Here is a 23,118-nt window from a genome sequence, read left to right as displayed (position 1 = left end):
ATTAGACACAGGATTGAGGAACAGAGCATGCAGCAACTGAATCCATCCGAAATTAGCGACATCATTAAGCAGCGCATCGAAAACGTCGATGTGTCTTCTGAAGCTCGCAATGAAGGAACCGTAGTTTCCGTATCTGACGGTATCGTCCGTATTCACGGTCTGACCGACGTCATGTACGGTGAAATGATTGAATTTGAAGGCGGCCGTTTTGGTATGGCACTGAACCTGGAGCGTGACTCCGTAGGTGCGGTGGTACTGGGCGACTACCTCGGCATTGCCGAAGGTCAAAAGTGCAAATGCACCAGCCGTATTCTTGAAGTGCCGGTCGGCCCGGAACTGGAAGGTCGCGTTATCGATTCGCTGGGTAACCCCATCGACGGTAAAGGTCCGATCGACGCTAAAGAAACTGACGCAATTGAAAAAGTTGCTCCCGGCGTTATCTGGCGTAAATCGGTTGACCAGCCCGTTCAGATTGGTCTGAAAGCGATTGACTCCATGGTACCCATCGGTCGCGGCCAGCGTGAGCTGATCATTGGTGACCGTCAGATCGGTAAAACTGCTGTAGCGGTTGACGCGATCATCAACCAGAAAGATTCCGGCATCAAATGTATCTACGTTGCCGTTGGCCAGAAGGCTTCTTCTGTTGCTGCCGTTGTGCGCAAACTGGAAGAGCACGGCGCTATGGACCACACCATCGTGGTTGCAGCGACTGCGTCTGACCCAGCGTCCATGCAGTTCATCGCACCCTTCACCGGTTGTACCATCGGTGAGTACTATCGCGATCGCGGCGAAGACGCACTGGTTATCTACGACGATTTGACCAAGCAGGCCTGGGCTTACCGCCAGATCTCTCTGCTGCTGCGTCGTCCGCCGGGCCGTGAAGCTTACCCCGGTGATGTTTTCTACCTCCACAGCCGTCTGCTGGAACGCGCCGCGCGTGTTTCCGAAGAGTATGTTGAGAAGTTCACCGACGGCAAAGTGAAAGGTAAGACCGGTTCACTGACGGCGCTGCCCGTTATCGAAACCCAAGCAGGTGACGTATCGGCCTTCGTACCGACCAACGTTATCTCGATCACCGACGGTCAGATCTTCCTTGAAACCGACATGTTCAACTCGGGCATCCGCCCGGCAATGAACGCCGGTATCTCGGTATCGCGTGTTGGTGGTTCGGCTCAGACCAAAGTTATCAAGAAACTGTCCGGTGGTATCCGTACCGCACTGGCTCAGTACCGCGAACTGGCGGCATTCTCCCAGTTTGCCTCTGACCTGGATGACGCCACCAAGGCTCAGCTGGATCACGGTGAGCGTGTAACCGAGCTGATGAAGCAGAAGCAATACTCACCCATGAGCATCGCTGAGATGGGTCTGGTTCTGTACTGCGCCAACGAAGGTCACCTGAAAGACATCGAAGTTAACAAAGTTCTCGACTTCGAAGCCTCTCTGTTGTCATTCGCCAATGCCGAATACGCCGACGTGATGAAGCAGATCAACGACTCGGGTAACTGGAACGACGAACTGGAAGGCAAGTTCAAAGAGCTTGTTGAAAAGTTCAAAGCAACCCAGACCTGGTAAGTTTTTCAGGTAGTTTATTCCTGATGAAAAGAGGCGCGCGCAAGCGCGCCGGTAGGAAGCTTGAGGGCCAATTTTTATGGCAGGCGCAAAAGAAATACGCACCCAGATCTCTAGCATCAAGAGTACGCAGAAAATTACCAGCGCGATGGAAATGGTCGCCGCCAGTAAAATGCGTAAAGCTCAAGATCGCATGCAGCTGGGCAAGCCTTACGCGCAACGCATCCGGGCAGTGGTTGGCCATATTGCCAACGCCAACCCGGAGTACACACACGAGTTCATGGAAGAGCGGGACGTCAAGCGCGTTGGTTTTATTCTGGTGTCGACCGACCGGGGTCTTTGTGGTGGTTTGAACGTTAACCTGTTTAAAGCCGCTATTCGCAGCATGAAATCCTGGTCTGAGCAGGGTGTTGAGGTTGATCTCTGTCTGGTGGGCGCCAAAGCCGGTGCCTTCTTTCAGAGCTACGGTGGCAATGTAGTAGCCAATGTCCGTGATCTGGGTGAAGACCCGGAAATCAAGAGTCTGATCGGCAGCGTTAAAGTTATGCTGGATGGCTACAGCGACGGCACCATTGACCGTCTGTATCTGGTGCGCAACGAATTTGTGAACACCATGACCCAGACTCCGCAGGTCGAGCAACTGTTGCCGCTACCCGCGGATGACGACGAAGAACTGAAACACCACTGGGATTATATTTACGAGCCCAACGCCGAAGAGCTGCTGGATGGACTGCTGACTCGCTATATCGAGGCACAGGTTTACCAGGCGGTGGTTGAAAATGGCGCTTGTGAGCAGGCCGCGCGAATGATTGCGATGAAGAATGCAACCGACAACGCCGGCGACCTGATCGACGATCTGCAACTGGTCTACAACAAGGCCCGTCAGTCAGCGATCACCCAGGAGCTGTCGGAAATCGTGGGCGGTGCCGCCGCAGTCAGCGGTTAAGACTGCGGGACAGGAAACGAAATTTAAATCTTCAGGTTTGAGAGGAACCGGAAATGAGTAGCGGACGTATCGTACAAATCATCGGCGCCGTTATCGACGTGGAATTTCCACGCGATGCCGTGCCACAGGTTTATGACGCACTGACCGTCAACGAGAGTGGCCTGACGCTGGAAGTACAGCAGCAGCTGGGCGACGGCGTTGTGCGCACAATCGCACTGGGTTCTTCCGAAGGTCTGCGTCGCGGCCTGGAAGCAACTAACACTAATGAGCCCATCAAGGTGCCCGTCGGTATCGAAACGCTGGGTCGTATCATGGACGTACTGGGCAACCCGATCGACGAATGTGGTCCGATCGGCGAGCAAGAGCGCATGCAGATTCACCGCGACGCGCCCAAGTACGAAGAGCTTGCAGCCTCCAACGAACTGCTGGAAACCGGCATCAAGGTTATCGACCTGGTTTGCCCGTTTGCCAAAGGTGGTAAGGTTGGTCTGTTCGGTGGTGCCGGTGTTGGTAAAACCGTAAACATGATGGAGCTGATCAACAACATCGCTACCGAGCACAGCGGTCTGTCTGTATTCGCCGGTGTTGGTGAGCGTACCCGTGAAGGTAACGACTTCTACCACGAGATGCAGGAAGCCAACGTTGTAAACGTTAAAGACTTCAAGCAATCCAAAGTGGCAATGGTTTACGGCCAGATGAACGAGCCGCCCGGTAACCGTCTGCGTGTTGCTCTGACCGGTCTGACCATGGCAGAGAAATTCCGTGACGAAGGCCGTGACGTTCTGCTGTTTGTCGACAACATCTACCGTTACACACTGGCCGGTACTGAAGTATCAGCACTGCTGGGCCGTATGCCTTCAGCGGTAGGTTACCAGCCGACACTGGCGGAAGAGATGGGTGTTCTGCAGGAGCGCATCACCTCAACCAAGACCGGTTCTATCACTTCTATTCAGGCGGTATACGTACCGGCGGATGACTTGACTGACCCGTCGCCAGCGACCACCTTTGCTCACCTCGACTCAACGGTTGTACTGAGCCGTGACATTGCTGCAAAAGGTATCTACCCGGCTGTTGACCCACTGGATTCTACTTCTCGTCAGCTCGACCCGCTGATCATCGGCGCCGAGCACTACGATGTGGCCCGCGGTGTACAGACTGTTCTGCAGCGCTACAAAGAGCTAAAAGACATCATCGCTATCCTGGGTATGGACGAACTGTCTGAAGAAGACAAGCTGGTGGTAGAACGCGCGCGTAAAATCGAGCGCTTCCTGTCACAGCCCTTCCACGTGGCAGAAGTTTTCACCGGTAGCCCCGGTAAATACGTTTCTCTGAAAGAAACCATCCGCGGCTTCCAGGAAATCCTCAACGGTCAGCACGACGATCTGCCCGAGCAGGCTTTCTACATGGTCGGCACCATCGACGAAGCAATTGAGAAAGCGAAGACGCTGTAAGGCTCTTCCGCGTAGGCATGAATGCCCCGGTGTCACTATCGGGGCGTTCGCTAGCAACGAGGTTAGAACATGGCTATGACCATACATTGCGACATCGTAAGTGCGGAAGAGGAGATTTTCTCCGGACTGGCCAGAATGGTTGTCGCGCACGGCACACTCGGTGATCTGGGTGTTAGCTACGGTCACGCACCTCTGCTGACTGCGTTGGAGCCGGGCCCGGTTCGCGTTATCAAGGATGGCGGCGAAGAGGAAATCTTCTACGTCTCCGGTGGTTATCTGGAAGTGCAAAAAGGCACGATCAGCATTCTTGCAGACACAGCGGTACGCGCTGGTGATCTGGACGAAGCTGCCGCTGCTGAAGCTCAGCGCGCTGCCGCCCACGCGATGACCAACCAGAGCAGTGAAATCGACTACTCGCGCGCCGCTGCCCAACTGGCTGCCGCATCGGCACAGATGCGTACGCTGCAGCAGATTCGCAAAAACTTGAAAAAGTAACTCATTGGTTTTTCTATAAAAAGGCAGCTCAGGCTGCCTTTTTTATTGCGCGAAAAACGGTGTATCACTCAAGATTGATGTAGCCTTTTTCGTTAAAGACCTTCATCAAAGCCTTGTGTCCAAAAGCTCCAGCAGCAGATTGGAAGCCCGCGTTAACCAGCTCGCCATTTAAAAGCCGCTCACTAGCCTCGGCACAAATTTCACCAGTGAAGGTGTACGGAGCGCACATCGACATCGGGAATACCGTTGTCTTCTGTCGGCCTTGCCCAATACAGGTAATTACGGTGCGGTGAATGTCCACGGAGTCCTTGGGGGGTTCTGTGCTATTCATCTCATCACCAAACTGATTGGTCAGTGCTTCTTTTTCTTCCTGACTCTTACCTTCGGCTTCCTTAAGAAAACGATGAATCGTTGCGACAACGGTCTCGATGATCTCGTCGCCAAATGCAGTTAGTACCTGACAGGAGCGCACTCGGTCGTCGAACTCATACCATACAGGTTCACAACCTCCACCCCAAGGCAGCGCGAGTTGTACCTGAGAAAGGTGAGGTACCGAAATCGTGAAGGCCCGATCACCCTGCCATTCAACCATTTGGTGATCTTTCAGCTTGTACTGGGGATTGCAGACCATTCGTAGAAACGATCTTGTGGAACCCTGAGACGGCAGGGCATCCTTGATCTGGTAAGTTATATCCAGGGTATCGATCTCGGGGTCTTCTAAAACTTTTTCTGCCGCAAGCGCCCCAGCGGCCCACATATAACTGTTTGCGGGATTCAGTAACAGATTCTTGTCAGCGAAGGCTTTGCCGTATTCATTGCGAATCGCGATGGTCCAGTCCTGCTCACCTGTCGTGTCCAGATAATGGCAGTTGGCTTCAAGACAAGCCTCGACGACTGGCCACGCCATCTGCATAAAGGGGCCAGCGACGTTGATGACGACGTCTACATTCTTGAACAGCGGCAACAGCGCGTCTTTCTTATTTTCCGCCTGAGCAATAACATGGTCGGGCTCGTGCCCCAACCGCTCGACCACAATCTTCATAGCATCTTCCAGCCGTTGCTGATTTCGCCCAGCAAAGTAAAACGGAATTTTTCGTTCACCCAGACATTCCGCAACCAGCTTACCGGTGTAACCGCTGGCGCCGTAGATCAGTACTTTCGGTTCCGTGCTCATATCAGTGCTCCTTCTAATAATAATTAGCCTTGATCGTTCAAGCATTGGCTTGGAGCATTTACGTTAGTCCCGATACAGGGAATTCGAGAATAGGAAAGCTGGCCATAGGGTTGTGAAATGTGGCCAGCGTTGCTAGTTTACAGGCTTCGCCAATCGCGAGTTTTTGGCAATGAGACCCAAAACACATTCCGCTAAAACAATCCTCGCTCCAGTACGACTGTTCGAGAAGGAGGGCTTCAACGCCGGCCAACTACTTGCTGGAACAGGCCTTAGCCTCTCGATTCTGGAGAATCCTGATACCCGCATACCGCTCAGTCAGGGCCTGAAATTTTTGCGAAACATAGAAAAAGTTACCCTCAATCCCGAGAGCGCATTGCGGGTCGGGTGCGCCTATCCCATCAACCTGTTTGGGCTCTACGGATACGCTCTGATGAGCGCTGCATCCTTGCGCAAGGCGCTGCAACTGGCCTACAAATACGTTGAGCTGAGCTTCGCCTTTCTCGAGCATGAATTCCAGGTTGAAGGCGACACCGCCATCATGAGTATGTCATCGGTGTTGTACGATGACAAAGAACTGGAAATGATAGCTGAACGAGAGCTTGCGGCGACATTTATGATCGTAAAAGGCTTGCTGGAGAAAGACGATTTTCTTACGGGCGTCAAAATTGCTCATGCGCCCCGGTTCAGTAAGAGTCTTTACGAAAAAGTGTTTAATTGTCCGGTAGAATTTAACTGCGACGCGTACCAACTACAGTTTCCATACGATTTACTGGATCTCCCACTTTTGCATAGCGATAGCGACACTGCCGCGTTATGCATTGAAAAATGCGAAATATCGAAAGCGAGGCTGGATCAGCAATTTACTATCGTAGAAGAAATAGAAGAGCATTTGCTTGCTAATCCAGGTCGATTTCCCGGAGTTGAAACCATGGCCGATATGCTAAACCTGTCCGGGCGAACACTGCGTCGAAGGCTGCAGGATCAGGGAACACGATATCAGCAAATCGTTGACAATATTCGCTTCCGATTAGCGAAGGAGTATCTGGAAACCACGTCCCTGACGATAGAACAAATCGCCTTATCTTTAGACTATTCAGATACTGCAAACTTTTCGAACGCCTTCAAGCGCTGGGCCGGTGAGTCTCCCCAACAGTACCGCATGACTATAAGTTCAGGAGTTAATGGCGTGTCGGCGTAGCTGGCCAGGATTGGATCCGGTCCACCTTTTGTAGGCGTGACAAAAGCTCGACGAATCGCTGTAGCCCAGTTTATCTGCAATATCGTCCAAGGTTAGCGTCGTGGTCTGTAAGTACTCTATAGCCAGATTACGACGCACTTCTTCCAGCAACTCCTTGTAACTGGTGTTTTCCTGACCCAGCTTTCGCTGAACCGTTCGCACGGTCATATTCAGGTAATCGGCAGCCTGCTCCAACGTAGTCGACTGGTGCGCTGAAGCGAGAATATAGTTTCTGACGATGTCAGAAAACGTCTGGTTGCTGGCCAGCTGCTTGGTAATGCGTTCGCACTGACTGGCATAGATTCGCGATGTTTCCGGTTCAGCGTGAATAAGGGGTTGGGTTAACACCTCTGCCGGAAATTCATAGCAGTTTTCGTTGGCGCCAAAGTGGATGTCACAGCCGAACAGTTCGTGATAACGATGGGCATAGTCTGGCTCGGATTGCGTCAGATAGACAGCAGATATATTCAACGGACTACCCAAAGCTTCTTCAAAAATTATGCGTGAAGCTACCAAACCCCGATCAATCATGTACTGGTGACACTCACCGAGATCTCGCAATTTGCTGAGGCTGACATAAGCCGTGTCCCCACGCACTGTTGTAATCCAGTGCATGTATGTCCAAGTCATCAGAATATTTTTATACAGCACCTGCATTCCGCTTAATAAGTCTGCACTCGTCTGAATGGCAAGCCCCAGCATGCCATAGGACGACAGGTGGTAGCGCTGGCCAACCGTAAGACCGAAATCTGGCTCGCCTACGGCTTTGATAACTTCCTCTGTAAACGTAATTTCCTGGTGGGGTGTGAGTTGATAAGTGGGATCGTCCAGCGCGTCAATTGGAATATGGGCGACTTCCAGCAACGGTTGGGGATCGATATTGTGCTCCCTGAGGATAGAGATCAGGGGGTTCAACCCGTACACCAAATGCCGCGGGGGAGCTGTTTCTAGTGAAGATCTCAGTTCCATAATTAATATTATTGTCGCACTGGTACCGAAACGATGTCGTAAATTAACAATATAAATGTCTTGTGTAAACAAACTGGAAATTGCACCGCTAGGTAGTATTAACCCCGATCGATGATTTCATAAACGAGTTAATAACAGGGGAACATCAATGGCGGTTCAAGACTGGAATAGCGTGCCAAAAGGCAGCCTTACTCTCAGTGGCGCCGAGGCCGCACTGCCCGATCACATCAGAGATTTTCAGGCCACATTGCGCGACTTTGCGCTCAAAGTAATGCGCCCAATAGGCCAACAGCTCGACAAAATGTCGCCTGAAGAAGTTATTGCCGAAGACTCTCCATACTGGGAGTTCCGTCGGCGTTATCTGGATCTTGGCGTGCGCGTGGAAACACTGATGGATATGGAGCCAAATGAAGCTGCGCTGCTATTTTCGATCCTTTTTGAAGAACTCGGCTACGGCGATAGTGGTCTTGCAATCTCGGTCGGCGCCGCAATTCTGCCACAGTGGATATCGGCTAAATTCGGCCGAATGGATTTACTGGAAGAGTTTCCCGATGAAACACTGGGCTGCTGGGCAATTACCGAACCTGATCATGGCTCTGACATGCTGGATCCCAACGGAAAAGTCAGCCACCCAACCGGCAACTACGGCCGTCCAAACTGTGTGGCCACACTAAAAGACGGATCCATCACGCTAAATGGCCAAAAGTCCGCCTGGGTGTCTAACGGCGTTATTGCCGAGGTGTGCATTCTGTACTGCGCTGCGGACACCGGTGACGGCCCCAACCCAGAGAAAGGATGCGTGCTGGTGTTCCCCACGAATTTGCCGGGCGTATCCCGCGGCAAGCCACTCGACAAATTGGGTCAGCGCGCCCTTTGTCAGGGTGAACTTTTCTTCGATAATGTGAATATTCCCGAAAAATACCTGCTCGCCGGTCCGGAGGACTACCTGCGTGCAGTTTACTGCATCCACACCGAAGCCAATGCGCTTATGGGCGCAACGTTTGCAGGGCTGGCTCAGGCCGCGGCCCATCTCGCCCATGACTATGTCCATGAACGAAAGCAGGGCGGCGTGCCGATTATCCAGCATCAATCTGTAAAGTCTCGGCTTTTCCACCTATTTCGAAAAACCGAAATGGCGCGCGCGCTCACACGTCGTGTTTTGGCGTTCAACAACGACCCAACAAACGTGGAGCCGTCCCTGTGCTCGGCTATGTTTGCCAAAACCACCAGTACCCAGACTGCATTCGAGGTTACCAGCGATGCACTGCAACTGTTTGGTGGTAATGGCTTGAGTCGAGAATACCCCATTGAAAAAATGTTACGCGATGCACGGGCGTCGATGATCGAAGACGGCTGCAATGAAGTGCTCTCCATCAAAGGCGGCTCCTACTTATACGACCCGGAAAAGATCGACGGAGGACGATAATGTCCGATACCGCGGTATATATCGCCGGTGTCGGTATGACACCCTTTGGCGACTTCAGAACGAATTCCTTGGCACAGCTCGCCAGACCGGCTATTGAGGCTGCGCTGAAAGATGCGGGCATTGAAAGTAGTGAATTGCAGGTTGCCTATATGGGCAATGCCGCTGGGGCGGTTATCTGTGGCCAGACCTGTATCCCGGGCCAGGTAGTTTTGCGTTCGATGGGTATCGGCCGTATACCCGTCATCAATATCGAAAACGCGTGTGCAACATCAGCCACTGCCTTGCAGCAAGCCTATAGCTTGATGTCGCGTGGAGCGTATGACATTGCTCTGGTGTGCGGATACGAAAAGCTTTATCACGACGACAAGTTGCGGACTTTCTCAGTGTTCTCCGGAGCAATCGATGTTGCCGCAGAAGAAGAAATTATCGATGGACTCATAGCCAGAAACAGGGCTATAGACCATCCACTGGATACGGAAGGCGCTGGTAAAACGCGTTCCTTGTTTATTGATATCTACGCCACGTGGGCGCGTGAGCACATGTATCGCTATGGCACCACGCGCGAACAAATTGCGGCGGTATCAGCGAAAAACTCAAAACATGGCGCACTCAATCCCTTATCACAGTTCAAGAATACCTTAAGTATTGACGACGTTCTGTCCGCCAAATCGATAGTCGACCCCTTAACCCTGCCTATGTGTGCGCCGATCGGTGATGGTGCCGCAGCATTGGTGTTGGTAAGCGAACGGGTGCGCAAGCGCCTGGATAGTTCGCGTTGCATACGCGTTCTTGATTCCGCCCTGACCAGTGGTTGGGATGTGGCTGAGGGCGAAACGCCCATCGTGGAACAGGCGGCGACTGAAATCTACAACACCACTGGCGTTGATCCACAGGATTTGAGTTGCATCGAGCTGCACGATGCGTCGGCAATTTCCGAGATCTGCTACTACGAATATCTGGGTCTCTGTGGGTACGGAAAGGGGGGCGAATTGGTTGAGAGTGGTGCGACATCCTTAGGTGGCCGTATCCCGGTAAACACCTCCGGTGGCCTTATGCGCAAAGGACATCCGATTGGCGCCACAGGTGCTGCGCAGCTGGTCGAATTGACCATGCAACTTCGCGGTGAGGCTGGCGACAGACAGGTGCAGAACGCCCGGTTGGCTTTGGCAGAAAACGGCGGTGGATACCTTGGCAAAGACGTCGCTGCGCTGGTTTTGACAATACTGAGTAAAGATTAGGGGAAGCTAATGAAAGATACTCGGATCTTCGCAAATCTTATTGAAGCGAAAAAAAACGAATGCCCGGATCTCGATGTATTAACGTTCGCAACGCTATCTACTGATGGGACGATCAGTTCGCAGATTCGTACCTACCAGAACCTCTGGGACAACGGCCAACGCCTGGCGAATGCGTTGGTAGGTGCCGGCATGCGAAGGGGCGATAAGTTTGCCTTACTGATGCAGAACCACCCCGAATTTGTCGATGCGATGGTTGCAAGCTCTCTGATAGGCAGTGTGTTCGTACCCATAGATCCGCGAACCGACGGCGATAAACTCAAATACATGATCGAGTTTTCCGGCTGCAAAGGTGTGATCTGCGCAGACTACTGCTACAAAAACCTCGAAAAAGTCGCCAACCAAATAGATGCTATTGAATGGATATGGGTGATGCGCACCGGCGAAATACCCGTTATCAGTAGCGCCGATAACCGCATCAGTGATTACAACGCGGTACAGCCTGAAACCTACGAGCCCGTTGACTGCTGCATTGAATCGCCCTCTGAAATCATGCAGATGCTATACACGTCAGGGACTACCGGTGACCCCAAGGCGATCCTGGCCCCCTACGAGCGATACGATAATGTCGCCTCTATTGGGCCGGCTCTCGGTATGAAACCTAACGACAGGCCCTACACCGGACTCTCGCTAACCCATGCCAATGCGCAACTGATAACCCTGGGTAACGTTCTGAAAATGGGTATGCGCGGTGTTATCAGTCGAAAATTCACCAAGACCCATCTTTGGGATATCTGTCGGCACTACGGTTGTACCGTTTTCAATCTGCTCGGTGGAATGACCAACGCAATCTATAGCGAGCCTCGCCGCGACGACGACGCTGATAATCCCGTGCGTTACGTTATATCGGCGGGTATGCCGGGGGCTATCTGGAATGATTTTAAGAAACGCTTCGATGTTGAGATTTTTGAATTTTACGGTGCTGCGGAAGGCGGCATGTTGTTCAACCCTCCTAACGTCGGACCGATAGGCAGTATTGGAAAACCACCAGAGTCACTGGTTGCAAAGATTGTTGATGACAACGGCAATGAAGTGCCCGATGGCGAGCGCGGCGAGATCACGTTTGAATCGGCCAATGGAGAACCGCTGGCCGTTTCTTATTACAAAAACGAAGAAGCATCGCGCAAGAAATGTCGCGATGGCATTTTATACATGGGTGATATTGGCCACCGTGATAAGGACGGTTGGTTTTTCTTCCATAGTCGAAAAGGCGATGAGTTACGTCGCAACGGGGAGTTTATAGACATTGCAAAGATTGAAAAAGTTATTGCCGAATTTCCCGATGTAGAAGATGTTTTTGTCTATGGCATACCGGCCTCAACAGGCGTGCCAGGAGAAAAAGATATCGTCGCTGCTGTCGTTCCTACTGAAGCAAAAATATTTAAACCAACAAGGCTTATCCAACACTGCAAACAATTTCTCAATTCAAGCGAAAAGCCTAGCTTTATTCAGTTAATGTCTGAAATACCAAAAACCGCGTCGGAAAAGCCCCAGGCGCGATTTTGTTACGAGCTTTTCAAAGAGAAAAAGAAGCACGTGTACGACTGCGAATCTGAGCTTGTCGTCAATTAACAGTAATACGTCATAAACGACCATACAAAATATTTCTGTTCGGCGATTAAATGGACTTCAATTGTTAAAACGTTACGCGAAAGTCGATAAGCACAAGAATCAAAACGCGAGAGGAAACTGGTGATGAATAGTGTCCGGGCCAGATTATCACGGCTTGTTCTGAGAAACAGAATGATCGCAAGCATTCTGTTTCTTGCGCTGACAATATTCTTTGCCATGGGTGTTCCACACGTAGAGTTAAAAACCATATTCTCCGACTTGCTGCCCGAAGATGACCCGTTTATACACGTTTTCAAGGATCACCCGAACTTCGGAAACCCGCTAGCCATTACGGTTATGGTGAAACGAAAAGACGGCGATATCTACAACCCGGAAACATTGGGAAAAGTCTGGCAGCTTACCCGCGATATCGACCTAACGCCGGGTGTTGATCACGATCAAATTATGTCAATCGCATCGGCAAAGGCTCGTTACGCCCAAGCCACACCCTACGGGATCGATACCCAGCCACTGATGGGTGATTCGGTTCCAACGAGCGAAGAGCAAATTGAAGAATTCCGTAAGAATGTTGAGAAATCGCCCAACGCACAGCAATTTCTCATTTCCCAGGATGAAACCGCGACACTGATATCAGCTACCTTCATCGAAAGGCTGCTGGACTATGGGGTGGCATTCGAATACGTCAAGGGCCTGGTTGACGAGGCCGTCGATGACAATCATGACGTTTATATGGCGGGTCAGCCTGCGCTAACTGGCTGGGTATACGAATATCAGTATCAGATGATCGGCATATTCGCGATCACTCTGAGTCTGCTTGTGCTCGCGCTTATTCTTTACACACAGAATATCGCTGGTGTGGTTACCCCGATTATGGCAAGCCTTGTAGCAGCGATCTGGGGTTTCGGGTTCGCGGGTTGGGTCGGTCTACCGATTGAGCCACTGTTGATGATCGTGCCGCTCTTATTGATTGCGCGGTCATTTAGTCATTGCGTTCAGTTTACCGAGCGATTCTATGAAATTTTCAATCAGGTTGGTGATAAACAAAAGGCAGCCGAACTGACCACCAGCGTAATGATGGCTCCGTCCATTCTGGGGATTATCACCGATGCCGTTGGTATTCTGCTAATTTCCCTTGCGCCTATACCGGCAATGGAGCGCTTTTCCTTCTTCTGTGGCTTCTGGGCATTCATGCTCATCCCAACAGGTGTCTTTCTAGCACCATTGCTGTTGTCGGTTCTGCCTGCTCCGCGCAACCTGGAAAAAATTGTTGCGGATTCTGATCACGGATTTCATGGCAGAGTTAAAGCCACGCTGACCGCCATATCGACTCTTTCGCAGGGGCGCAAGGCTAAATACTCCGCAGCAATCACTGTCATCGTTGCTGTGTTTTCCTTCTACCATGCGATGAATATCCAGATTGGTAACCCTGTTGAAGGCAGTAATCTGCTGTGGGAAGACTCGGAATACAACGAGTCTGTAGCGATGATCAACAGTCATTTCCCTGGCGTTAACACCTTGGAAATTATTCTGGAAGCGAAGAACCCGAGCAATACCAATCGGGTGGCAAAACAGGCAGAAACCGTAAACACCATGCTGCAACTGCAGTCCGAGATGGAAAATAGCGACTTTCCCCCAAGGGCGACGCTGTCTTTCGGCGATTTCCTGATGGACGCTAACCGCATTATATCCGGTGGCCACACCAAGTGGTTGGTGCTCGACGATAATGACCGAGCGGTTAATGCGGCTACGTCGGCGGTATTAATGGGTTCGAGCCCAAAAGCCTATAGCCATGTTGTTGATTTTGAGCTGCAGAATTCAACGGTGTCATTCTGGTATCCGGACAACAAACAGGAAACTGTAGATGCGGCGCTGGCCAGCGCACGCGCAGCAGTAGAAAAAGTCGGCAACGAGCACAGTGATTTTACCGTGAGATTGGGGAGCGGAACGATCGCCCTACAGCAGGCAATTAACCATGTAGTCGAGCGTTACCACTGGTTGATTATGGGGCTGCTTAATGCCGCGATACTGCTGGTTGCAAGCTTCGCCTACCGTTCGCTGTTGGCGGGTGTGATTCTGCTGATTCCGGTTAACCTTTCCAATTTCATCCTTACTACATGCATGTCGTTCATGGGAATCGGCCTTGATATTAACTCGCTGATGGTGGCGGCAATAGGCGTCGGTGTGGGTATTGACTACGGTATTTATCTGCTCAGCCGGATCTGCGAAGAATTCCAGGAGCGCAAAGACTACGCGCTAGCTTTAACCGCCGCCCTGACAACGACAGGCAAGGCCATCATGTTTACTGCGAGCATTATGCTGTTGGGGATTCTTCCGTGGTACTTCCTCTCGGGCCTAAAGTTTCTGGCTGATATGGGTCTTCTCTTGGTTCTGGTCATGCTGATCAATATGGTTGTAGCGCTTGTTGTACTACCCATGCTTGTTTGGTTGATCAAACCGCGCTTCATCTCCAATGAGGACATCCTGGTAATAGGAGAAGGCATCGATATCAGCAAAATTGTAGCCGCAGAAGTACCGGTTAAAAGTGAGCGCTATGTCGGGCGCGCCGCAGTCAGTGAAAGCTATTAGGTTGTACAACATTCTAAGGCGATAACACGAGTAGGAGAACAGAAATGCGAATCAGAAAATACGATCACAACTTCAGCCGCCGCGCCTTTCTTGAAAAAACCGCGCTTGGGGTTGCCGGCGCAGGCCTTCTTTCACCACTCTGGTCCAGCATCGCGCGCGGGGCGGACATGTCAAAAGTCTACCCCGATGAACTGACCTCCATCGAAATGTACACCAAAGGCAAGATAAAGGCTGGCGACATCATCACCGCCAACAATGTCGAACATGTTAAGGAACTATTGGATCCGGTTGCCTACCACCAGGTAAAAACGATGGGTCGACGCATCCATATCGTAGAGCCGGTCAAGGATGTATCGTCGTTGTATCCAGCGGAATTTCTAGAAGCAACCCTCAGAAACAAGGGCAAGGCGGTACTGGGTAAAGACAACAACGTCTACACCACCGATGGCAAACCCTGGATTGGTGGCGTGCCATTCCCGGAACCTAAAAATGGTATCGAAGCTGCGTACAACCTTACACTAAGCTGGGGTCGTCATGACTATTCCCAGTATGCTGTTAGGGACTGGGATATTGATCCTGATGGTGATCTTTCCTACCAGTATGACTTTGTTTGGTGTGAGCTGAATACTACAGCGCGTACCAACGGGGATATCTGGAAGGGCAAAGACGATCTGCTGCGTTACCAGTCGGTGTTCTTTACCGCGCCCAATGATAGTGCTGGGACCTCGTTTCTGAGTATCTGGGATTACGACCAGAGCAAATTCCCCGACCTGCACGGCTACATACCGGCCTTCCGCCGGGTGCGGCAGTTCCCTACGAACCAGCGCTTTGAGCCCTTGGTGCCCGGCATAACATTGTTCCTTTCAGATGCCTGGGCAGCCGGCGACCCGCTGCTCACTTGGGGTAACTACAAGATTATTGGTCGCCAGCCGATGCTGGGTGTCATCGGCCCACGCAACTTCCATGGTGGTTATCACGACAATTGGGAAAAACCGGTTCACGGGGGACCGAAGGATCAGACGTTCTTTGATACCTATATGGAAATGGTACCGGAGTGCCTGGTGGTAGAAGCTGAACCGGTGGGCTACCCGCGATCTCCTGTAGGCAAAAAACGAATCTGGATTGATGTGCGCAATCAGATGTATGTGGCCTACAACACCTATGACCGCCGCGGAGAAATCTGGAAATCCTTCGAGCCCCATTACGCGTTGCAGTCTAACGATAAGATGACGCGGAAAGACGGCGCCCATCCTGCATGGTCTTGGTCCAGTGTGCATAGCCATGATCTGCAGTCCAACCGTATGAGTCGATTTGTTCAGGCGAAATCTGTTGTCGGAGGTTATCAAAGCCATTACGACGGAACTAAAGAGGATGTCTACAACAAATACCTTACAGTTCAGGCGATGCAGCGCCTCGGGGGTTAACGCCATGCTGCCACTCAAACACGCGGCGCTAGCCTGCTTCTGTGCATTGCTGAGCCTCAGTGGACCCGTCAGCGCGAAAAACTTTACGGGTACTGCAGAACTGGTTCATCAAGGCACAGCTCACGACATTGTCTACGGCATCTCCGCCGGCCCAAGAGAATTGATCGCAGTGGGGACCGCCGGTACTTTGCTTCGCAGCAGCGACGGTGGGAGCTGGAAAGCTGAGCGTCTGGAAACAAACGGCAGAGCCTTGTTTTCAGTGGCAAGCGGTGAGGGCTACGCAGTGACCGTTGGCCAGGAAGGCCTGATCATGCGATCGGATAACACGTTGGAATGGGAGCCGGTGTCTGCGCCAACGGATCAACGCTTGTTTTCAGTGGCCGTCGACGGGCAGGGAAACTGCGCAGCCGTTGGCGGTTTTGGCACCATCATCGTATCGCGTGACAAAGGAGTGAACTGGACGAGTAGAGCGGTGGATTGGCAATCGCTGATTGATCAGCCCTATGAGCCACATATCTATAAAGTGATATTCGATGAGAAAGGGCGACTCCTGATGGTCGGTGAGTTCGGCATGATCGCTCGTTCGGATGATCTGGGTGAAAGCTGGGAGTTGTTACGAAAAGGTGACGCGTCGATTTTCGATATAACTCAAACCGAGGACGGAACTCTCTACGCCGTAGGCCAGAATGGAGAAGTGGTGCGAAGTACCGATGATGGCAGCAACTGGGTACAACTGGCGACGACAACCAATGGGGTATTACTTAATGCCCTGGTCTCCCAGAAGAGCGAATTGATTGTTTTCGGACTCAGAGAAAACTTGGTGAACACCTCAAACACACAAGATCAACTATCCATCCTGCAAGCCCATTCTGAATTAGGTAACGCCTGGTACACCGACAATACCGCGTTTGGTGACTCGCATTACATCGTCGGTCAATTCGGTCGTATTGTAAAACTCAGCAACTGATACTGATAACGATATTCAGGGAGCAGCCTTATGAGCTACAAAAAAAACGCGATACTGGCATTGTTGTCTTCAACCACAGTCCTTTCCGGTAGCGTGCAGGCGCTTGACGGCTCTTTACTGGGGATGGACTACAATATCAGTGGTTTTATCCGGGCAGAAATGGCTGTTAAAACTGTCGATGACGAAAACCCCTACAATCAGCGTGGCAACCTGTTCAACGGGGTAGCAGTAGAGCGCCGTGGCGCATTACCCCAAACGAACCTTCCTTTACTGCCTCAGCCAACGGTCAATGACACAGCAGTCCGCAATGGTGTTCCAGCGGACAACGATTTCAACTTCACTCAGGTCCGATTGGAAAACACCATTCAGTTGCGGTTTAACAGCAACTGGTCTTCGACAATCAAACTTCGCGGCATTTTTGACGCAGCGGCTTATGAAGAGTTTGATCCGGATGATGTGAACAGCGAGGCCGTTGGCTATCTCTACGGGGAGCCCAATTATTTTGAGTATGACGATTTTAAAAAAGGTGGTGTACAGAATCGTTTGGAGTGGGCTGGCGAAGATTATATGATCGACATCCCGACGGCCTATATAGATTACCAGGATGGGCCGTTGCTGATACGTGCGGGTAATCAACAAATTGCCTGGGGTCAGGCGCTGTTCTTCCGAGTGATGGATGTAGCCAATGGTTTGGATTTGCGACGCCACCTGATACTGGATTTCGCGTCGGAAGAATACGCCGACGAACGCATTTCTTCCCCAGCCATTCGAGCATCCTATCAAATAGGTGTGTGGGAACTCGATACATTTGTACAGATGTTCCAGCCTACTATCTACCCCAATCCGAATACGCCCTACAACGTTATCGCGTCACAATTTACGGTACGTGACACCTACGACTCTGTAGACGAAGAGTTAAACAGCGGTTTTCGGCTGAAAGGGAGTATCGGTGACATTGGCTTGCAGTTTATGTACACCAACCGAATCAATCCAGATGGTGTTTTCCGCTGGACAAAATCCAACGTCAATCGTGACGCGGAAGCAGTACCTGGCTCGGGATCAACGCTTGCCGAAACTCCTCTGGAGGTCGATACAACCGGCGTTTGGTCGGCAGATGAATGGTTTACCTACGCAGCCATGGCGCGACTCGATGGTATTGAAGGTTTGAATACGCTCATTCGCGAATTTCCTGAATCACAAACACTGTTGGCTGAAGAGGTTGATAGCATGGAAGAAGCGCGCCGCGAGCTCGATTTTTTCTTTCAAGCTTCCGGCAGCGGTTTTCGTGGCCACATCGCGCGTGAATACTTCCGTGAGGATATTTTCGGTACCGGTTTCAGCTATGTGTTTCAGGGTGAGCCCGGTAGCTGGACAGACCAGTTGATCCTGAACTTCGAAGTGACCTACACACCGGACCGGGTTTTCACTAACACCAATCTTTCTCGTGAATATATCGTCGAGGATGAAATTATCTCAGCGTTGGTACTTGAAAAATATCAACGTTTCAGCCGGTCTTTTCCTGCCACCTACTTCGTCTTCCAGTGGATGCATCGCACAGAGTCAGACCTGTTTGGCCGTCATCTGAGTGGTATGGGTGGTGACATCAATAATACTCCGGATGGGGTTGATGGCTGGGACGGCCTGGTATTGGCGTTGCAACAACCCTTCCCGGGCCTGGTGTGGCGAGCGGATTTTTCAATGCTATATGACACGCGCGGCGGGTTGTTGGTGCAGCCTGCGTTGAAATGGAAGCCAAGCGGTGACTGGAATATTGAAATGTTCTACACCTATCTCGATGGAAGCTTGGGCGACAACCCGAATGAAAACATCATCGAGACTATTGAGTGGGCGGAGGAGTTCGGTATGCGGGTCGCCTATCAGTTCTAAATACTATTCAGCTGCTTCCTTTCCAGGGGCTTTGGCCGCTGCTGACCCCAGAGCGGCCCTTTTTTCAGGAGTCTGACCATGGTGGTTTCGGTAAAACGCTATACGCGGCAGTTTATGCGTAGAGAGTTTTTGCGAAAAACCCTTACATTTTCTGCGGCAGGGTTGTTGATGCCGGTATGGAAAGCGATGGCAGACAACGGAGATTTTGGCAAGGCCTATCCAGATGAACTGCTTTCGATTTCCGAATACACCAAAGGCCGCCTGTCGGCTGGTGACTACATAACCGCTGATAACGTTCACCATGTTAAAGCCCTATTGGATCCGGTGAAGTATCACCAGATTAAAAATATGGGGCGCAAGCTAAAGCTTAAGGCGACCACGCGCGACATTATGAAACTCAGCCCCTGGGAATATATGGAGGCTAGTTTCAGGCATAAAGGTATGGCCTCATTCAATGAAAATGGCAATGTGGTTGCGCCCGACGGTGGCCCCTGGATTGGCGGCATTCCATTCCCGGAAGCGACAACCGGACTGGAATTATTTGCCGGTCTTACCCTGAGCTGGGGACGGCACGATGCATCTTTTTATGCCATCAAGGAATACGATCTCAACCCGGACGGTAAAGAGCAGTATGGCTATGAAAGTGGTTGGGCCGAGTATTCACCGGTAGGTCGTTTGGTGTTTCCCGACAAACACTGGAAGGGCCACGAAGATAAATTGCGCTACCAGAGTGTGATATTTACCGCGCCGGACAGTGTGCGCGGCACATCTTTTATCAACACCTGGTACTACGACCAGAATCGCTTTCCGGATTTGTATGGCTATATCCCAGATTTCAAGCGTATCCGTCGATTTCCAACGGATCAGCGCTTTGAGCCTCTGGTGCCGGGTTCGAGCCTGTATCTGTCGGACGCCTGGGCCGCTGGCGACCCACTGCATACTTGGGGCAACTATCGCATAGTTAAACGCACGCCCTTTCTTGCCGCTGTCTCGGGTGGTTGGAATGCCGAGCACGAAAACTGGGAACACAACACGCATGGGGGGCCTCAGGGCAAGACTTTCTGGGATACCGAGGTCGAACTGGTTCCGGAAGCCATCGTAGTCGAGGCCGAACCCACGGGTTTTCCCCGTGCTCCGGTGGGGCACAAGCGCGTGTGGTTTGATGCCCGCACCCAATTGCCTTTGGCAATGGTCACCTTCGACCGGCGTGGCGAGATGTTCCGCTCTTTCGACGGTGCCTACGCTCTTTACGACAGCGGCGACAGAAAAGTTATGGACGGTAAACATCCCTACTGGAGCTGGGGACATGTTCACGCCTATGACGTACAGACCGGAAAGATGACGCGCCTGGAGCAGGTACAGCGTATCGGTAACGGTCATCGCATGATGGTTAACAACCAGGATATTTACGATCAATACCTGACCAATGCGGCCCTGCGCCGTATGGGTCGGTGAGGCAAAAATACAAATACAAAGGCCTATCGAAAACCAAGATAAATCGCAAAAAGGAACAGCACAATGGCAGCAATCAGGGCTCTCGTGGCCACCCGTCGTGACAGTGGTCTGGAGGTCGATTATCGCGACCTCAGCGATTCGGACCTCGGGGAAGGTGATGTCGAAGTTGCGGTTGAATACACAACGCTAAACTTCAAAGACGGGTTAGCGATGACGGATGCCATTCCCATTGTTCAGAAATCGCCACTGATACTGGGAATCGATATGGCAGGAACGATCACTGCCAGCGACAGCAATAAATTCAGGGTTGGAGACCGTGTAGTTCTCAATGGTTATGGCGCATCTGAAACGCGAAACGGCGGATACACGGAACGGCTGCGAACAAGTAGCGATCTACTGGTAAAACTGCCTCAGTCGATTTCAACACGTGAAGCCATGGCCATCGGTACGGCAGGGTACACAGCCATGCTGTCGGTACTGAGGTTGGAGCGGCTCGGCATAAGCCCGGATCGCGGCGATGTTCTGGTTACCGGTGCCTCTGGCGGGGTGGGAACGACAGCGATTTCGTTGCTGGCCAAGCTCGGCTACCGGGTGACGGCATCCACCGGACGCATGGAAGAAGAGGCTTTTCTCAAATCCCTCGGCGCAAAACAGGTTATTCATCGCGACGAGCTATCATCACCCGGCGATCCTATGCAAAGCACGCGATGGGCGGCAGCGGTGGATTCCTGTGGCAGCCATACCCTGGCCAATGTGCTGGCGCAGCTGGACTACAACGGCGTAGTCACCGCTTGTGGTCTGGCGCAGGGGACAGATCTCGCCGCGACGGTACTGCCGTTTGCACTGCGCAATGTGTCTTTGCTCGGGGTCGACTCGGTCAATGCTCCGATGCCTCTGCGTGAGCAGGCGTGGTCGCGACTGGAAGCCGACCTAGATCGCAGCAAGCTGGATTCCCTTTCGTTTGATTTGCCCTTTGATCAGCTAAAAAAAGCTGGCCCCGAAATTCTGGCGGGCAAGATTCGCGGTCGCGCCATTGTGTCAATGCGGAGTCAGAGTTAAATGATGAACGATCATTTTTCCCTGCAGGGAAAAGTCGCTCTGATAACCGGTGCGGGGAACGGGATTGGTGCAGCCTGTGCGCGCTGTTTTGCACAGAGCGGCGCAGCGGTTATGGCCAGCGATATCAATGGCGAGAGAGTTGAGGCGTTGGCCCGCGAGCTGGTTGGCGAAGGTTTTGAAGTCAAGGCGATCCAGCATGATGTGGCTAAAGAGGATGACTGGGCCCGCGTCGTCGATGCCCTGGCTGACTGGCACGACGGCTGGGATATTCTGGTGAACAACGCCGGTATCTATATTGGTGGAAAGTTAGAAGAAAATTCACTCAGCCAATTACACCGCATTAATGGCATCAATATCGATTCCATTTTTTTGGGTACCCAGTTTGCTGCCAGCGCTATGCAACCGGACGGACGCTTCGGACGCGGTGGCTCAATAATCAACTTGTCGTCAATTGCCGGATTGATTGGCGTACCGGGACATTCTATCTACGGAGCGACCAAAGGCGCAGTGCGTTCTTTGACCAAACATAGCGCCGTGGAATTTGCGGCGTTTGGTTACGGTATTCGGGTCAATTCCTTGCATCCCGGTCTGATTGCCACGGAGATGGGATATTTGGTGTTCAAGGACTTTGTCGAGGTCGGCTTGGCCTCGTCGGAATCCGAAGCGCAAAAGATGCTGGAAAACCAAATGATTCCGATGGGTCGTTTGGGTGACGTGCAGGACATTGCATTGGCTGCTCAGTTTCTTGCTAGCGATGCATCGTCCTATATGACCGGCTCAGAACTTACCGTGGATGGCGGCTTTACTGCAACCTGAGGGCGTCAATGCTATGACAAAAACACAGCAACAAGTCGCACTGGTTACCGGTGCGGGCGCTGGCATAGGAAGAGCCACGGCAATCGCGCTGGCCGCTGACGGTTTTTGTGTAGTGGTCAGTGATATCAACCTGGATGCGGCAACGTCGGTGGCTGAGCAGATAAAAGCCGAGGGTGGCGCGGGGTATGCTCTGCGTCAGGATGTTGTCGACGAGGCCGGTTGGCGCGAAACAGTAGACCAGATTATTGCTAGCCATGGTGGGCTGCACTCGCTGATCAACAATGCTGGCGTCGCCACCATCTGCGGTATAGAAGACGAATCCCTTGAGAGTTGGCGTCGCACCCAAAGTATCAATGCGGACGGGGTGTTTCTCGGCTGCAGGGCCGCTATCTCCGCGATGAAACACTGTGGTGGGGTCATCGTAAACGTGTCGTCTATCGAGGGAATTGTTGGCGACCCGATGTTGCCTGCCTACAATGCCAGCAAGGGCTCCGTTCGAGCCCTCACCAAGTCGATTGCGCTGTATTGCGCTCGTCAGGGCTTTCCCATCAGGGTGAATTCTATACATCCAGGTTATGTCGCTACACCGCTGGTCAGCAACGCACTGGCCGAGTTGGACGCGTCCGCAGCTGATGAGTTTACTGCGAGTGTCATGGCAAAAATCCCCATGGGGCGAATGGCAGAACCGGAAGAGATTGCCTGTGGTATCCGGTTTCTCGTATCCGAGGATTCCAGCTACATGACCGGCGCAGAGTTGATAATGGACGGCGGCTATACCGCCGCGTAACGG

The 23,118-nt window shown here is 52.0% G+C and carries 18 protein-coding genes; 16 read left to right on the top strand and 2 right to left on the bottom strand.

The features are described from left to right. Nucleotides 1–27 precede the first annotated feature (27 nt). The 4 genes from atpA to ABY734_RS00760 all read left to right on the top strand — a co-directional run bounded on the left by atpA (nt 28) and on the right by ABY734_RS00760 (nt 4,461). Nucleotides 28–1,572, top strand: a complete 1,545-nt coding sequence (gene atpA, locus ABY734_RS00775) for a F0F1 ATP synthase subunit alpha (RefSeq protein WP_372777036.1) — start codon at nt 28–30, stop codon at nt 1,570–1,572. A 76-nt stretch (nt 1,573–1,648) separates the two neighbouring features. After that, nucleotides 1,649–2,515: a F0F1 ATP synthase subunit gamma gene (gene atpG / locus ABY734_RS00770; RefSeq protein ID WP_372777035.1), complete on the top strand. Its 867-nt coding sequence runs from the start codon at nt 1,649–1,651 to the stop codon at nt 2,513–2,515. Nucleotides 2,516–2,568: 53 nt separating this feature from the next. Continuing rightward, entirely contained in the window at nt 2,569–3,966 is a 1,398-nt protein-coding gene (gene atpD / locus ABY734_RS00765) for a F0F1 ATP synthase subunit beta (protein WP_372777034.1), read from the top strand. Nucleotides 3,967–4,035: 69 nt separating this feature from the next. Next, entirely contained in the window at nt 4,036–4,461 is a 426-nt protein-coding gene (locus ABY734_RS00760; protein WP_372747433.1) for a F0F1 ATP synthase subunit epsilon, read from the top strand. A 64-nt stretch (nt 4,462–4,525) separates the two neighbouring features. Here the strand turns inward: ABY734_RS00760 and ABY734_RS00755 are convergent, their stop codons facing one another. After that, the gene (locus ABY734_RS00755) at nt 4,526–5,635 is read right to left on the bottom strand and encodes a trans-acting enoyl reductase family protein (protein ID WP_372747434.1); all 1,110 of its coding nucleotides are present in this window, start codon (nt 5,633–5,635) and stop codon (nt 4,526–4,528) included. Nucleotides 5,636–5,804: 169 nt separating this feature from the next. On the opposite strand from ABY734_RS00755, the gene ABY734_RS00750 reads away from it, so the two are divergent. Beyond that, nucleotides 5,805–6,833: an AraC family transcriptional regulator gene (locus ABY734_RS00750; RefSeq protein ID WP_372747435.1), complete on the top strand. Its 1,029-nt coding sequence runs from the start codon at nt 5,805–5,807 to the stop codon at nt 6,831–6,833. Here ABY734_RS00750 and ABY734_RS00745 read toward each other — a convergent pair. Continuing rightward, nucleotides 6,807–7,787 carry an AraC family transcriptional regulator gene (locus ABY734_RS00745; protein ID WP_372747436.1) on the bottom strand — a complete coding sequence of 327 codons (981 nt, stop codon included), beginning with the start codon at nt 7,785–7,787 and terminating at the stop codon, nt 6,807–6,809. The genes ABY734_RS00750 and ABY734_RS00745 overlap by 27 nt on opposite strands. A gap of 202 nt (nt 7,788–7,989) precedes the next feature. Between ABY734_RS00745 and ABY734_RS00740 the strand changes: the two genes are divergently transcribed. The 11 genes from ABY734_RS00740 (at nt 7,990) to ABY734_RS00690 (ending at nt 23,115) form a co-directional block, all read left to right on the top strand. Then, nucleotides 7,990–9,267: an acyl-CoA dehydrogenase family protein gene (locus ABY734_RS00740; RefSeq protein ID WP_372747437.1), complete on the top strand. Its 1,278-nt coding sequence runs from the start codon at nt 7,990–7,992 to the stop codon at nt 9,265–9,267. Then, nucleotides 9,267–10,505: a thiolase family protein gene (locus ABY734_RS00735; RefSeq protein ID WP_372777033.1), complete on the top strand. Its 1,239-nt coding sequence runs from the start codon at nt 9,267–9,269 to the stop codon at nt 10,503–10,505. Before ABY734_RS00740 ends, ABY734_RS00735 begins: the two co-directional genes overlap by 1 nt. A 9-nt stretch (nt 10,506–10,514) precedes the next feature. Beyond that, entirely contained in the window at nt 10,515–12,134 is a 1,620-nt protein-coding gene (locus ABY734_RS00730; RefSeq protein ID WP_372747439.1) for an AMP-binding protein, read from the top strand. Nucleotides 12,135–12,257: 123 nt separating this feature from the next. After that, nucleotides 12,258–14,720 (top strand): RND family transporter, encoded by a 2,463-nt coding sequence (locus ABY734_RS00725; protein WP_372777031.1) that lies wholly within the window; start codon nt 12,258–12,260, stop codon nt 14,718–14,720. A gap of 44 nt (nt 14,721–14,764) precedes the next feature. Further along, complete coding sequence (locus ABY734_RS00720) at nt 14,765–16,144, top strand: DUF1329 domain-containing protein (RefSeq protein ID WP_372747441.1); 1,380 nt, start codon at nt 14,765–14,767, stop codon at nt 16,142–16,144. 4 nt (nt 16,145–16,148) lie between these two features. Then, complete coding sequence (locus ABY734_RS00715) at nt 16,149–17,111, top strand: WD40/YVTN/BNR-like repeat-containing protein (protein ID WP_372777030.1); 963 nt, start codon at nt 16,149–16,151, stop codon at nt 17,109–17,111. A gap of 30 nt (nt 17,112–17,141) precedes the next feature. Beyond that, nucleotides 17,142–18,998: a DUF1302 family protein gene (locus tag ABY734_RS00710; RefSeq protein ID WP_372747443.1), complete on the top strand. Its 1,857-nt coding sequence runs from the start codon at nt 17,142–17,144 to the stop codon at nt 18,996–18,998. 78 nt (nt 18,999–19,076) lie between these two features. Continuing rightward, nucleotides 19,077–20,453, top strand: coding sequence for a DUF1329 domain-containing protein (locus tag ABY734_RS00705; RefSeq protein WP_372747444.1), 1,377 nt, complete (start codon nt 19,077–19,079; stop codon nt 20,451–20,453). Between the two features lie 63 nt (nt 20,454–20,516). Then, entirely contained in the window at nt 20,517–21,512 is a 996-nt protein-coding gene (locus tag ABY734_RS00700; protein WP_372777029.1) for an MDR family oxidoreductase, read from the top strand. After that, on the top strand, nt 21,513–22,328 hold the full coding sequence (locus ABY734_RS00695; RefSeq protein ID WP_372777028.1) for an SDR family NAD(P)-dependent oxidoreductase: 816 nt from the start codon (nt 21,513–21,515) through the stop codon (nt 22,326–22,328). A 13-nt stretch (nt 22,329–22,341) separates the two neighbouring features. Continuing rightward, nucleotides 22,342–23,115 (top strand): SDR family oxidoreductase, encoded by a 774-nt coding sequence (locus ABY734_RS00690; protein ID WP_372777027.1) that lies wholly within the window; start codon nt 22,342–22,344, stop codon nt 23,113–23,115. Nucleotides 23,116–23,118: the final 3 nt, after the last annotated feature.

Origin of the sequence: Litorivivens sp., from assembly GCF_041624475.1 — a bacterium.
Taxonomy (GTDB): Bacteria; Pseudomonadota; Gammaproteobacteria; order Pseudomonadales; family Spongiibacteraceae; genus Litorivivens.
The sequence above is the reverse complement of the archived record's forward strand: the minus strand, read 5'-3'. Positions and strand labels throughout refer to the sequence as shown.

Coding starts and splice junctions, on each gene's coding strand:
- ABY734_RS00690 (WP_372777027.1), top strand. CDS start 22,342: ATGACAAAAACACAGCAACAAGTCGCACTGGTTACCGGTGCGGGCGCT.
- ABY734_RS00740 (WP_372747437.1), top strand. CDS start 7,990: ATGGCGGTTCAAGACTGGAATAGCGTGCCAAAAGGCAGCCTTACTCTC.
- ABY734_RS00730 (WP_372747439.1), top strand. CDS start 10,515: ATGAAAGATACTCGGATCTTCGCAAATCTTATTGAAGCGAAAAAAAAC.
- atpA (WP_372777036.1), top strand. CDS start 28: ATGCAGCAACTGAATCCATCCGAAATTAGCGACATCATTAAGCAGCGC.
- ABY734_RS00715 (WP_372777030.1), top strand. CDS start 16,149: ATGCTGCCACTCAAACACGCGGCGCTAGCCTGCTTCTGTGCATTGCTG.
- ABY734_RS00755 (WP_372747434.1), bottom strand. CDS start 5,635: ATGAGCACGGAACCGAAAGTACTGATCTACGGCGCCAGCGGTTACACC.
- ABY734_RS00700 (WP_372777029.1), top strand. CDS start 20,517: ATGGCAGCAATCAGGGCTCTCGTGGCCACCCGTCGTGACAGTGGTCTG.
- atpD (WP_372777034.1), top strand. CDS start 2,569: ATGAGTAGCGGACGTATCGTACAAATCATCGGCGCCGTTATCGACGTG.
- ABY734_RS00720 (WP_372747441.1), top strand. CDS start 14,765: ATGCGAATCAGAAAATACGATCACAACTTCAGCCGCCGCGCCTTTCTT.
- ABY734_RS00735 (WP_372777033.1), top strand. CDS start 9,267: ATGTCCGATACCGCGGTATATATCGCCGGTGTCGGTATGACACCCTTT.
- atpG (WP_372777035.1), top strand. CDS start 1,649: ATGGCAGGCGCAAAAGAAATACGCACCCAGATCTCTAGCATCAAGAGT.
- ABY734_RS00725 (WP_372777031.1), top strand. CDS start 12,258: ATGAATAGTGTCCGGGCCAGATTATCACGGCTTGTTCTGAGAAACAGA.
- ABY734_RS00750 (WP_372747435.1), top strand. CDS start 5,805: ATGAGACCCAAAACACATTCCGCTAAAACAATCCTCGCTCCAGTACGA.
- ABY734_RS00710 (WP_372747443.1), top strand. CDS start 17,142: ATGAGCTACAAAAAAAACGCGATACTGGCATTGTTGTCTTCAACCACA.
- ABY734_RS00695 (WP_372777028.1), top strand. CDS start 21,513: ATGATGAACGATCATTTTTCCCTGCAGGGAAAAGTCGCTCTGATAACC.
- ABY734_RS00760 (WP_372747433.1), top strand. CDS start 4,036: ATGGCTATGACCATACATTGCGACATCGTAAGTGCGGAAGAGGAGATT.
- ABY734_RS00705 (WP_372747444.1), top strand. CDS start 19,077: ATGGTGGTTTCGGTAAAACGCTATACGCGGCAGTTTATGCGTAGAGAG.